This is a genomic window from Actinoplanes sp. NPDC089786, from assembly GCF_040684855.1.
Taxonomy (GTDB): Bacteria; Actinomycetota; Actinomycetes; order Mycobacteriales; family Micromonosporaceae; genus Actinoplanes.
Genome location: NZ_JBFBGU010000033.1, coordinates 1 through 11,256, shown reverse-complemented (window position 1 = coordinate 11,256; position 11,256 = coordinate 1). Strand labels below are relative to the sequence as shown.

The window sequence follows — 11,256 nt, the reverse complement described above, 5'->3', positions numbered from 1 at the left end:
GCGTCACTCCCGGTACTCGGCCGGCACGGACTCGGCCGCGATCTTCTCGAACCGGCGGTCGAACAGGTCGGCGGCCTTGATCGGCTTGATGAACCCGCCCTCGACCAGCAGGTCGGCCGACTCCTTCTGCCAGGCGATCGCCTTGTCCCAGCTGGTCGGGAAGATCGGCTTGTCCTGGACCGCCTCGATGCGTTTGCCGTCGTCGGCGGTCACCTTCTGGTCCTTGACGTAGTAGGCGTCGATCCAGGCCGGCTGGTTCTTGAACTGCCAGACCTCGGACCGCGCCCAGAACGGGATGAACGAGCGGATCGCCGCCGCCTTGGCCGCGTCGGCGAGCACCTCGGCGGGCGCCCAGAGGATGGTCAGGTAGTCGACGGCGGTCATCGGGATGCCCTTGGCGCCGTCCTTGGCGTACTCGCTGAGGTATTTGGTCAGGACTGGCTCGCTCAACGGGGCCACATCGACCTGCTTGCTCTGCAGCGCGACCAGGAACTTCGTGCTCGGCAGGGCGACCAGTTCCACGTCCTTGGGGGTCAGGCCCTGTTCCTTGAGCGTGCGCAGCACCACGACGCCCTGGGCCTGGCCCTGCGAGAAGCCGATCTTCTTGCCGCGCAGGTCGGTGACGGCGTTGATCGCGGCGCCGGGCGCGGTGGCGTACGTGTAGAGGGGTTTCTGTTTGGTCTGGACCGCGACGATCCGGGCCTCCACGTTGATCGCCGCGGCCTGGATGGGCGGGATGCCGGCGTTGGAGGCGAGGTCGATCGAGCGGGCCCGGAAGCCCTGGATGATGTCGGGGCCGGCCGATAGATTGGGCCAGTCGGTCACCTGGAACGGCAGCTTGCCGATCTCGCCCGAGGCCTGCAGCGCCACCTGCGTCGGGTGGATCGCGATGGCGAGCTTGGTGCCCGGCGGGACGGCGCTGGGCAGGGGCGCGGCGGCGGCCAGTCCGTCCCCGGCCGCGGCCTCGCCGCAGCCGGCCAGGCCGAGCGTCGATGCCCCGAGAAGGCCAAGCAGCAGAGTACGTCGCTGGACGGTCGGTGTGGTCATGCTGGTAACCTACAACACCTACCGGCTTAATAGGTTATACGAGTTGTTCAAGGAGATCGATGTGACGACCCTGGTGGTGTCCGGGAACCCGCGGCCCGGCTCGCGCACGCTGAAGCTCGCCGTCGCGGTCGGCGAGGCCCTGTCCGAGACCCCGGTCACCGTGATCGACGCCGGCGAGATCGGCGCCGGCCTGCTCACCCCGGGCGACGAGGCCACCGCCGCCGCCGTCGAGGCGCTGCTGGAGGCGAGCCTGCTCGTGGTGGCCACGCCGACGTACAAGGGCTCGTACACCGGCGTCCTGAAGGTGCTGCTCGACAACCTCCAGGCGAACGCGCTGGCCGGCAAGACCGCGGTGCCGGTGCTCACGGCCGGCGTCCAGCCGCAGGCCGACGCCGCCGCCGGACACCTGACCGCGCTGCTCACCGAGCTCGGGGCGACCCTCGGCCCGACCGTGACCGCGACCGAGGCCGAGCTGGGCGACATCCCGGCTATCGCCGCTCGCGCAGCAGCGGCAGCAGCGAGCCCTGGCGCTTGATCTCGGGGAGGTAGGGCGGGGCCGGAGGGGCACCGACCTCTGCCCTCCCGGCACGCTCTCGACCAGCGACAATGACGAGATGAAGGCGCGATCGCAGGCCGCACCGGGCAGTCGCCCGGCCCCCGTCCAGGCCGATCGGCCGCGGCGCGCCACGGCCGTGCCGCCCGAACTCATCCCCGGCGCCCAGAAGTCCGCGCTCGACCGCGTCATCGACCTCCAGCGCACCGTGGGCAACCAGGCCGTCGTGCAGCTCGCCAAGGCCAAGGCGGCCGCCCCCGCCGCGGTCACGCCGGCCGAGCTCAGCACCCTCGGCACGGCCATCGCGAAGGCGGCCCACGACATCGTCGGCACGCCCGCCGCGGCCGGCCTCTTCGGCGTCATTACCAACCAGGTCAACCGGAAGAAGCCCCGGGCGACCGCCCCGAAGCACAAGCCGGACGACCCGATGGCCGGCCTCTACACCGAGCTGTACTCGAAGGACACCGTGGCGCTGCTCGCCCGGCTCAGCCAGAAGCAGCGCCTCGAGGTGGTCAACGGCCTGCTCGACGCGCTCATCCCCCAGCTGGGCGCGGCCGACAAGACCACCGGGGCGGTGACCGCGCCGGACGCGCCGATCGCCAACGACACCGCCGCCGCGGCCGAGGAGGCCTCGGTCAGCAAGCAGATCCGGAACAACTGCGAGGGCGGCTGGGTCAACGTGCGGCGGACCATCCTGGCCACCTTCGGCGCGCTCGAGGTCGGCCCGGACAAGGCGATCGGCCGGGCCAACGACTTCTACGACAAGATGGTGAGATCGGAGCTGCTCGGGGTCAAGGGCAGCCTGGTCCACCCCGACATGCAGGCCGCGCTCGACGCCGCGACCACCTGGATCAAGGCGCAGCCCGGCGTCGACGTCGAGGCGGTGAAGACCGGCATGGGCAAGCCAGGCGGCTTCTGGATCCGGCCCAACCGGAACAACCCGCTCGCCCTCAGCGAGCACAGCTTCGGCTTCGCCATCGACCTCAACGCGTCGATGAACCCCAACATCGGCAAGAAGGGCGGGCTCGACGCGGTCAAGGACGCGACCGGCGTCGACCCGGGCCGGCAGGAGGACGACGGCCTGAACGCCGCGGGCGTGCAGAAGGTCGCGGCGGCCCTCCACCAGGCCAGCGCCGACTACGTCGCGACGATGACCGAGGAGCCGAAGTTCACCGCCCGCGTGCGGCAGATCGCCGATGGCGTACGCACGGCCGACAAGCTGACCGGCCTCGACGACACCGCCGCCGGGGCCCTGAGCGCCCTGCTCCGCGAGGGCAAGAAGGCGCCGGGCGCCGACGCGGTCCTCACCGCCGCCTTCGGTCCGGGGGCCGAGACCCCCGCGCGCAAGACGGCCGTGGCGTCGCTGCTGCGCCTGTCCAAGGCCTGGCGGGCGGCCAACCCGGCGTCCGGAAAGCGGCCGAAACCGGCCACCGAGGGCACCGTCGGCTCGGTCGCCGCGAACGGCTTCCTGAGCCTCCAGCCGCTGCTCGTGGCCGGTCTCTCCGGCACCGACGCCGGTAACCTCAACTGGCTCGGCTGCAGTTCCGTGCACGACTACATGCACTTCGAGCTGGAGAAGGGCACCAAGCCGGCGCTGTTCTGACAGGTTTCGACGGCTCCAGGCGGGTACCCGCTGCGCCATGAAACAGGAGACCGACGAGGTCACGGTGGTCGTCGCCACGCGGAACCGCAGGCAGCGGCTGCTCGAGACGCTGCCCCGGCACGCTGCCCCGGTGATCGTGGTCGACAACGGGTCGACCGACGGCAGCGTCGAGGCCATCCGGAAGACGTTCCCGCACGTCACCGTGATGCGGCTGGGCGCGAACCGGGGTGCGGCGGCCCGCAACGCCGGGGCCGCGATGGCCGACACGCCGTACGTGGCCTTCGCCGACGACGACTCGTACTGGGCGCCCGGCTCGCTGCGGGAGGCCGCGTCGGTGCTGCGCGATCACCCCCGGACCGGGTTGATCACCGGCCGGGTGGTCGTCGGGCCGGAGAAACGGGCCGATGCGATCTCCGAGGCGATGGCCGCGGCGCCGCTGGGCGCCGCCCGTTCCGCCCCCGGGCCCGCGGTGCTCGGCTTTCTCGCGTGCGCCGCGGTGGTGCGGCGCGACGCGTTCCTCGCGGTCGGCGGTTTCGCGCCCGAACTGCTGATCTACGGCGAGGAGGACCTCCTGGCGATGGACCTCGCGGCGCACGGCTGGCAGCTGAGCTACACGCCCCGGCTCGAGGTGCGCCACCTGCCGCAGGCCCAGGGCCGGGATCCGCGGGCACGCCGCCGGCTGGAGGCGCGGAACCGGCTGCTGGTGGCCCTGTTGCGCCGCCCGCCGGCCGAGGTCAGCCGGGCGGTCACGGCGGCCTGGCGCGCCGACCCGGCCGCGCTCCTGGCGACCCTGCCCCGCCTCGGCTGGGCGCTGCGTGGCCGCCGGCGGCTGCCCGCCCACGTGGAAGCCGGCCTGACCCGCCTCGATCTGGCCCGGACACCCGCCTGATCGTGTCCAGCGGCGCGGCGTCGACCTCGACCCGCAGCGCGGCGGCCAGCAGGGCATACCTATCCGGTCGGCCGGTCCGCCGGGGCGCTGAGCCCGAGCGACGTACGGAGGAAATCCAGCTCGAACCGCCACAGGTTCTTGGCCACGGCGCCCATGTGGGAGGCGCCGGACAGCGGCAGGACGGCGTGCGGGCGCCCGGCCGCGAGCAGGGCCGCGGACAGCTTCATCGAGTGCACCGGGAGCACGTTGTCGTCGACCATGCCGTGGACCAGCAGCAGCGGGCGGCGCAGGTTCGGGGCATCGGCGATCAGCGAGCCCCGCGCGTACGCCTCCGGGTTCTCGTCCGGCAGGCCCAGCGTGCGCTCCTGCCAGTGCGAGCTGTAGAGCAACAGGTCGGTGACCGGGGCGCCGGCCACGGCCGCGTGGAACACATCGGGGCGGCGCAGCACCGCCAGCGCGGCCAGGTAACCGCCGGCCGACCAGCCGCGGATGGCGACCTTGGTCAGGTCGAGGTCGCCGAACCGTTCGGCCGCCGCGTGCAGGGCGTCGACCTGGTCGGTCAGGCGCGTGGCGGCGTGGTCCCCGCCGCGGGCCCGTTCCCAGCGCGGGCCCCGGCCCGGTGTGCCCCGGCCGTCGGCCACGACCACCGCGAAGCCCTGGTCGGCGAACCACTGCGAGGCCCAGTAGCGATTGCGGGCCACCTCGGCCTTCTGGCCGGCCGACCCGCCGTACGGGTCCATCAGCACCGGGAGCCGCACCGAACCCGGCTCGTGCCCGGTCGGGAAGAGCACGGCCGCCCGCAGTTCACGCTCACCCAGCGTGACGATCTGTGGCCGGGGCCGGATCGGCGGCTCGGCGGCGACGCTCCGCAGCTCGTGCCCGTCGACGGTCACTCGGGCCCCGTCGAGGTCGGCCGTCTCGATCACGGTCACCCGCTCGGTGCGACGGCCGCTGTGCACGCCCGGCGTGGTGGTGAGCCGGACCAGGCCTCCGGCCCGCGACCAGGTCCACAGCTGGCGCTCGGTCGGCTCCTCCCGGCCCGCGAACAGCACGGTGTCACCGTCGGCGGACAGCACCTCATCCAGTTGGAGGCCGGGCGGCGTGACCGGTTCGCCGCCGACGGTCAGCCGCCGGGTGTCGCCGTCGTCCACGCTCCAGACGAGCTGTCCCGATCCGGTCCGCGCCGGCACACCGTCGACGATCGTGGTCCAGTGCGGATCGGTGTTCTCGGCCGTCCTTTCGGTCGCGCCGGACTTCGGCTCGACCTCCAGCACCCGCATCACGGTCTGCCGCCGGTTCTGCACCGCGATCAGCGGGCCGTGCTCGTCCCACCCGGCGCGGGTCACGTACTCGAATTCGGCCCGATCCCACTCGACCTCCACGCGGCCGCCGTCCAGGCCGAGGATGTGCAGGGTGACGTCGGCGTTCGGGGTGCCGGCGGCCGGGTAGCGCAGGGCCACCGCGGGCTTCTCCGGGTGGGCCGGGTCGGCGATGTGCCAGATCTGCACCGGCTCGTTGTCCACCCGGGCGGCCAGCAGCCGGGTGCCGTCCGGCGCCCACCAGTAGCCCTCGTACCGGCCCATCGACTCGGCCGCCTCGTGTTCCGGCAGGCCCCAGGTCACCTCCGGGCTCTCGTCCCCGGCCAGCACGCGCCGGCCGGCTCCGTCGCGGCCGATCACGTGCAGGGCGCCGTCGCAGACGTAGGCGATCGTCCGGCCGGTCGGGTCGATCCGGGCCTCGGCGGCCGGCTCCTCGGCGTCCAGGGCGGTGACCTCGCCGGTCGCCACGTCGGCGGCGAACAGGCTGCCGTTCAGGGCGAAGACCGCGGTGTGTACGCCGGCGTCCGTACCGAAGGAACCGATGCCGGCCGACCGGTCCCGCATCCGCTCCCGTCGCGCCCGTTCCTGCTCGGACATCGGGGCGCCCGGCCCGGCGTCCAGCGCGGCCGCGTCCACCAGCAGCGTTTCGGTCCTGGTGGCGACGTCATAGGACCACAGATGGTGTACGCGGTCCGTGCCGCCCTTCGACCGCAGGAACAGGACCCGCGAACCGTCCGGGGCGATCCGGACGTGGCGGGCGCGGCCCAGCGAAAAGCCCTGCGTCTCGGCGACGAGATCGGGAAAGGTCATGGCGTCACGTTAATCCGTTGCCGTGGCCGCCCGTGGCTCCTACCGTGGAGATCACCAAACACGGCAACGACCAAGGAGAACCTCCGATGATGTGGCCCGTACCCACCACCTCGCCGCGGCGCGGTTGTTCCCATCGGTGGCTTGACTAGCCCGGCACAGCCCGCTGGTCGGCCGCCGCTTCCGAACCCGGAACGGCGGTTCTTTTTTGTTCGTTGACAAGTCCACAGTGGTTAGTCATCTGCGGCTGTAGCTCAGCTGGGAGAGCGCCACCTCGCCATGGTGGAGGTCGCCGGTTCGATCCCGGTCAGCCGCTCCTTGTTCACGATCCACGACGTTTCAGCATTCCGCGGACGGTTCCGCATTCCACGGACGTTTCAGCATTTCACGAAGGGAGAAGCGGGTGAGCGACGTGCTTGTCCTCAACGCCGACCTCGGCCCGCTGCACCGGGTCAGTCTGCGGCACGCCGTCCGCATGCTCGTCCGGGAGGTCGCCGAGGTCCACGAGGCCCGGCCCGACCGGGTGATCGGCGTCTGGCCCGTACCGACCGTGGTCCGGCTGGTCAGCTATGTGGTGACGCGCTGGCGGCACAGCCGGGGGCCGGCCTGGTCCCGGGGCGGTGTGCTGGCCCGGGACCGCGGGCGGTGCGCCTACTGCGGGCGGCTCGCGACCACCATCGACCACGTGCTGCCGCGCTCGCGCGGTGGCGGCAACACCTGGCTCAACACCGTGGCCGCCTGTGGCGGCTGCAACCAGCGCAAGGGCGACCGTACGCCGGTCGAGGCGCGTATGCCCCTACGGACCGTACCCGCGGTCCCGACCTGGGACACGCTGCCGCCGCGCTGAAGGGATCGGCCGGCGGGGGGACTTCGCCACCCCCGCCGGCCGTCCGTGTCGCCGTAGCTCAGTCGGTGAGAGCGCCGCTTTCATACAGCGGAGGTCGGTGGTTCGAACCCACCCGGCGATACTGCGGGACGTGGCGCAGCTTGGTAGCGCACCGGTCTGGGGGACCGGGGGTCGCCGGTTCGAATCCGGCCGTCCCGACGCAGTCGGTCGTGCACCCAGGCGCGACCCACCGGGACAACCCGGAACCGGGCGCGAGGAGGTCTCCCCGCGCTCACGCCGGGCCCCGCCGGTGATCACCATTCCGTCCGGCGTACCCATCGCCGTCGGATCTTGGTTTGCTCGGAGACGCCAGCCGATGGGCGCCGGCCACCGCCTCGAAAGCGGTCGGGGGTAACTCCCGTGGGCGTTCGACTCGCCCCGTCTCCGCTCGTTGTCCGGCCCGTATGGCTCAGTGGAAGAGCGTCCCCTTCACACGGGGAAGGTCCCAGGTTCGAACCCTGGTGCGGGCACCCTGCCGAAGTTCACGAAAACTGAAGGCTCGTCGGCGTGAACTTCGGGATGCTCAACGCCTCTGGCCAGGCCCAGATTCTGACGTTCGTCGGGAGAAATGCACCTGTCAGCGGATCAGCGCCGCTCACACGGAGACAGCGCCGGAGGCGAGCCGCGCACTTATCTGCGGCAGGTCCGTGCGTCGGCATAGGTGACAGTTGGTCAAGCCCGGTGAGGGCTGAGACGATGTCGCCGTGACTAGACCGGCCATAGAAGTAGTTGACTACGATCCCGCTTGGGTAGACCTCGCGGCGATCGCCATCATTGAGCTCCGGTCTGTGCTGCATGGGACTACGCCTGAGATCGAGCACATCGGGTCCACCGCTGTGCCGGGCCTCGCGGCCAAACCCACCATCGACCTCATGGCAGCCGTCGACAGGCTGGACCTCGTTGAGGAGCATGAAAACGAGCTGGCGGATCTTGGGTACTGCCGGCACTTCAACGGAATGGCGGACAGACTGCTCTTTGTGCGCAGTGCAGAAGAACGACGCACCCACATCCTTCACGTGGTCACGCTCGACACCTGGGCGACTCGCAACCAGCGGCTGCTGCGCGACTACCTCCGCGATCACCCGCGAGACGTTGAGCGCTACGCCCGGCTGAAGAAGACGCTCGCCGCCGCCAGCATCCATCCCGGCGATTACGCGAAGGCCAAGACTGATCTTATCCAGGAGCTGACCGACCGGGCACGGGCCGAGCTCGGCCTGCCGTCGGTGCCAGTGTGGGAGAAGGCGAGCCGGTCAGACAGCTGAACCCATCCTCCACCGAACGCATGCTTCTGAGCGGCTTGCGCACCAGTGGAGACTGCGGGTCTGGCGTGGCCATCTCGTCTCGCCATCCGCGGAACAGCGTGTGTCGACCTCCGCGTCGGTCGGCGGGATACGGAGCTGGATGTCAGTGCGGCCGCGGGGCGTGTTGACCTCGTCCAGCGGACGCTCCACCACGCTGCCGGTCAGCTGGTATATATCGGCCTTGTCGCGCAGCTCCAAGAAGTCGTCCCGGATGGTCCCGTCGACCATCCCGGCGCTCGCCCGTGCGAACACGAACTTCGGTCACCCCGCCCTCGTAGCTCAGGGGAAAGAGCGCGGCGTTCCGAACGCCGAGGTCGCTGGTTCGATTCCAGCCGGGGGCACGACCGCATGCCCGAGTGGCCAGGGAACCGTCTGCAACACGGTGTACGCCGGTTCGAATCCGGCTGCGGTTTCGACCACGCCCCGTCACCCGCCGAGGGGACAGGACGTGACATTTGCCGTCCAATCCGACAGGCTTCCCGACATGGCACAGCGTCGTTGGCTCATCACTGGCTGCTCGTCGGGTCTGGGCCGGGCCCTGGCCGAACGCCTGGCCGCGGAGGGTGAACAGGTCCTCGCGACCGCGCGCGACGCCGCGAGTCTGGCCGCGCTGACCGACCTCGGGCTGCTCACCGCCTCGCTCGATGTCCGGGACGACGCGCAGTGTGCGGAGGCCGTGGCGCTCGCCACGGACCGCCTCGGCGGGTTGGACGTCCTGGTCAACAACGCCGGCTACGGTCAGTTCGGCGCGGTCGAGGAAGTCGGCGACGACCAGCTGGCCGAGCAGTTCGACACCAACGTGTACGGGCCGTGGCGGCTGCTGCGGCACGCGCTGCCGGTGTGGCGCGCCCAGGGCGGCGGCCATGCGATCTTCTCGTCGTCGGTGTCCGGAACGGTGGCGTTCCCCGGCCTGTCCGCCTACACGGCGAGCAAGTTCGCGCTGGAGGGACTCGCCGAGGCGCTGGCGGCCGAGGCCGGCCAGTTCGGGGTGAAGGTGACCATCCTCCAGCTCGGCGGGTTCGCCACCGCGTACGGATCGAACCTGCGCCTGCCCCGCAACCCGATCACGGCCTACCAGCCGCTGGTCGGCGGCATGCTCGACGCGGTGCGCGGGCTGACCGAGAGCGACATCGTGAGCCCGCCGAGCCTGTTCGCCGACACCGTGCGCCGCGTCGCCGACCTGCCGGAGCCACCGCTGCGCGTCCCGGTCGGCCCGGCCGCGTTCAGCTTCATCGAACCCGCTCTGAAGGCGCGGCTGGCCGCCTTCGACCAGGCCCGGGACGGCGCGACGGCCCCCGTGTGATCAACAATGGGGCATGGAATTCCTGTGCTTCCACCGTGACCGGCCCGGCTCAGGGGCGTTGCGCGACGAGCTGGTCGAGGATCACTGGTCCTACATGGACCGGTACGCGTCGGAGCTGATCGCCCGCGGGCCGGCCCTCGCCGACGATCTCGACACGGCCACCGGCAGCCTGCACATCGTCGACCTGCCCGGCCCCGCGGCGGCCCGGGCGTTCGCGTTCGACGAGCCCAACTATCAGGCCGGCGTCTACCGCGACGTGCTGCTCCGGCGCTGGCGTAACACCCTCGGGCGAACCATGTGGGAGTTCCCGGGCGGCCCGGCCGGCGGCCACCGCTACCTGGTGCTGGGCCTGGGCGCGGGCGAGGCCGCCGACCTGGCCGTGCCACCCGGCGAGGAGCGGCTGATCGCGTACGGTCCGCTGCTCTCGGACGACGGCGCCGCCTGGCTGGGCACCGCGGCGCTGATCCAGGCGCCCGGCCCGGCTGCGGCGCGCGCGATCCTGACCCCCGGCCGGTACGCCGGGATCGAGGTGCACAACTGGCAGTTCGGCGGGCGCCGCTGACGCCTGTGGACGCGCGCGTCAGGTGCCCTGGCGCGGGGCCGGGACCTGGTGTTTCGCCGGGTAGCCGAGCAGGTCGATGAGGTTGCCGGTCGCGGTGGTGAAGGCCTGGTGCAGGTCATCGTCGAAGTGGTTCTGCCAGTCGCCGGCCGAGCCCCTGCGGTAGTGCGAGACCGTCTGGTTGCCGCGCATCCGGGAGAAGCTGTAACGCTGGCGCAGCGTGGCCAGGTCGTCGGGCGGGACCGTGATGCCGCAGTGCCGCAGCAGGCGGTCGAGCTCGTCGGCCTGCCGGTCGCCGGTCAGGTCTTCGTAGCGGAACAGCGCGATGCGCTCGTCCTCGGCCGCGGTCACCCACGAGCGCAGCGCCCGGAACGCGCCCTGCTTGTTGAGGTGGCCGATCAGGTGGAGCAGGCCGTCCTTCACCGGCTTGTCGGCCAGCTGCCGCCGGAGTTCTGGGATGTCGCCCATCGGGCCGTGTGTCTTCAAGGTCGAGAAATAGCTCGATACGACCATGTCCCGCGGATCGCGATAAACATAGAACGCGCGCCAGCGCTCCGGTTTGGGAATGGTCTCGAACTTCCTGTGCGACAGGAACATCGACAGCGCGACCCGGCCTTGCGGTGGCGGCTCGGGGTGTTCCCACTTGTAGTAGCGCGGAACGTACGGCAGCAGTCCCGAATATTGATAGAGGATCGGATCGCCGAACAATGCGGTTATCCATTGGCTGGCGGTCTTGCGGATCGCGCAGTGGTAGACGTTCGCGAATTCCGACCGCGCGCTGACCGGCACGGCCAGCCTCAACCGGATGTTGTGGGCCTCCAGCTGGGCCCGGCGGGCTGCGATGCGCCATGACTCGGGCGCGTTCTGCTTGGCGAAGGTGACGGTACGGTTGATGTAACTGGATAGGTGCCTGATTTGGGTGTGGGTATGCGGCATCGTGGACCGTGACGGTCGGGTGGTGGTTGCGGGTCAGGCGGGAGCGGGAGTCC

General features: G+C 71.2%; 10 protein-coding genes and 7 tRNA genes. 14 read left to right on the top strand and 3 right to left on the bottom strand.

All coding sequences use genetic code 11. The annotated features are described in order from the left end of the window. Positions 1 to 3: 3 nt before the first annotated feature. On the bottom strand, positions 4 to 1,047 hold the full coding sequence (locus AB0O15_RS43880; protein ID WP_364332680.1) for an ABC transporter substrate-binding protein: 1,044 nt from the start codon (positions 1,045 to 1,047) through the stop codon (positions 4 to 6). Here AB0O15_RS43880 and AB0O15_RS43875 point away from each other — a divergent pair. The 3 genes from AB0O15_RS43875 to AB0O15_RS43865 all read left to right on the top strand — a co-directional run bounded on the left by AB0O15_RS43875 (position 1,046) and on the right by AB0O15_RS43865 (position 4,092). Next, positions 1,046 to 1,582, top strand: a complete 537-nt coding sequence (locus tag AB0O15_RS43875; RefSeq protein WP_364332677.1) for an NAD(P)H-dependent oxidoreductase — start codon at positions 1,046 to 1,048, stop codon at positions 1,580 to 1,582. The genes AB0O15_RS43880 and AB0O15_RS43875 overlap by 2 nt on opposite strands. Before the next feature lie 79 nt (positions 1,583 to 1,661). Then, a complete protein-coding gene (locus tag AB0O15_RS43870; protein ID WP_364332674.1) occupies positions 1,662 to 3,203 on the top strand; it encodes a hypothetical protein in 1,542 nt (513 codons plus the stop codon). Positions 3,204 to 3,240: 37 nt separating this feature from the next. Further along, positions 3,241 to 4,092 carry a glycosyltransferase gene (locus AB0O15_RS43865; RefSeq protein ID WP_364332671.1) on the top strand — a complete coding sequence of 284 codons (852 nt, stop codon included), beginning with the start codon at positions 3,241 to 3,243 and terminating at the stop codon, positions 4,090 to 4,092. Positions 4,093 to 4,151: 59 nt separating this feature from the next. On the opposite strand, the gene AB0O15_RS43860 is transcribed toward AB0O15_RS43865, so the two are convergent. After that, positions 4,152 to 6,221 (bottom strand): prolyl oligopeptidase family serine peptidase, encoded by a 2,070-nt coding sequence (locus tag AB0O15_RS43860; RefSeq protein WP_364332668.1) that lies wholly within the window; start codon positions 6,219 to 6,221, stop codon positions 4,152 to 4,154. Positions 6,222 to 6,461: 240 nt separating this feature from the next. Here AB0O15_RS43860 and AB0O15_RS43855 point away from each other — a divergent pair. The 11 genes from AB0O15_RS43855 to AB0O15_RS43805 all read left to right on the top strand — a co-directional run bounded on the left by AB0O15_RS43855 (position 6,462) and on the right by AB0O15_RS43805 (position 10,270). Beyond that, positions 6,462 to 6,534 (top strand) — tRNA-Gly (locus AB0O15_RS43855). An 87-nt stretch (positions 6,535 to 6,621) separates the two neighbouring features. After that, positions 6,622 to 7,065 carry an HNH endonuclease gene (locus tag AB0O15_RS43850; protein WP_364332665.1) on the top strand — a complete coding sequence of 148 codons (444 nt, stop codon included), beginning with the start codon at positions 6,622 to 6,624 and terminating at the stop codon, positions 7,063 to 7,065. A gap of 47 nt (positions 7,066 to 7,112) precedes the next feature. After that, positions 7,113 to 7,186 (top strand) — tRNA-Met (locus tag AB0O15_RS43845). A 3-nt stretch (positions 7,187 to 7,189) separates the two neighbouring features. Continuing rightward, positions 7,190 to 7,263 (top strand) — tRNA-Pro (locus AB0O15_RS43840). Positions 7,264 to 7,406: 143 nt separating this feature from the next. Beyond that, positions 7,407 to 7,491: transfer RNA gene (locus AB0O15_RS43835), tRNA-Ser, on the top strand. Between the two features lie 11 nt (positions 7,492 to 7,502). Next, positions 7,503 to 7,574 (top strand) — tRNA-Val (locus AB0O15_RS43830). A gap of 234 nt (positions 7,575 to 7,808) precedes the next feature. Continuing rightward, a complete protein-coding gene (locus AB0O15_RS43825; protein WP_364332663.1) occupies positions 7,809 to 8,366 on the top strand; it encodes a GrpB family protein in 558 nt (185 codons plus the stop codon). A gap of 307 nt (positions 8,367 to 8,673) precedes the next feature. Next, a tRNA-Arg gene (locus AB0O15_RS43820) sits at positions 8,674 to 8,746 on the top strand. Position 8,747: 1 nt separating this feature from the next. Then, positions 8,748 to 8,818: transfer RNA gene (locus AB0O15_RS43815), tRNA-Cys, on the top strand. 71 nt (positions 8,819 to 8,889) lie between these two features. Continuing rightward, complete coding sequence (locus AB0O15_RS43810) at positions 8,890 to 9,708, top strand: SDR family oxidoreductase (RefSeq protein ID WP_364332661.1); 819 nt, start codon at positions 8,890 to 8,892, stop codon at positions 9,706 to 9,708. A gap of 13 nt (positions 9,709 to 9,721) precedes the next feature. Beyond that, a complete protein-coding gene (locus AB0O15_RS43805) occupies positions 9,722 to 10,270 on the top strand; it encodes a YciI family protein (protein ID WP_364332658.1) in 549 nt (182 codons plus the stop codon). An 18-nt stretch (positions 10,271 to 10,288) separates the two neighbouring features. Here AB0O15_RS43805 and AB0O15_RS43800 read toward each other — a convergent pair whose 3' ends face one another. After that, positions 10,289 to 11,203, bottom strand: coding sequence for a sulfotransferase domain-containing protein (locus tag AB0O15_RS43800; protein ID WP_364332655.1), 915 nt, complete (start codon positions 11,201 to 11,203; stop codon positions 10,289 to 10,291). Between the last annotated feature and the right edge of the window lie 53 nt (positions 11,204 to 11,256).

Bases quoted from the DNA above. Each gene is read 5' to 3' on its own strand.
- AB0O15_RS43810 (WP_364332661.1), top strand. From the start codon at position 8,890: ATGGCACAGCGTCGTTGGCTCATCACTGGCTGCTCGTCGGGTCTGGGC.
- AB0O15_RS43860 (WP_364332668.1), bottom strand. From the start codon at position 6,221: ATGACCTTTCCCGATCTCGTCGCCGAGACGCAGGGCTTTTCGCTGGGC.
- AB0O15_RS43805 (WP_364332658.1), top strand. From the start codon at position 9,722: ATGGAATTCCTGTGCTTCCACCGTGACCGGCCCGGCTCAGGGGCGTTG.
- AB0O15_RS43875 (WP_364332677.1), top strand. From the start codon at position 1,046: ATGCTGGTAACCTACAACACCTACCGGCTTAATAGGTTATACGAGTTG.
- AB0O15_RS43870 (WP_364332674.1), top strand. From the start codon at position 1,662: ATGAAGGCGCGATCGCAGGCCGCACCGGGCAGTCGCCCGGCCCCCGTC.
- AB0O15_RS43800 (WP_364332655.1), bottom strand. From the start codon at position 11,203: ATGCCGCATACCCACACCCAAATCAGGCACCTATCCAGTTACATCAAC.
- AB0O15_RS43880 (WP_364332680.1), bottom strand. From the start codon at position 1,047: ATGACCACACCGACCGTCCAGCGACGTACTCTGCTGCTTGGCCTTCTC.
- AB0O15_RS43865 (WP_364332671.1), top strand. From the start codon at position 3,241: ATGAAACAGGAGACCGACGAGGTCACGGTGGTCGTCGCCACGCGGAAC.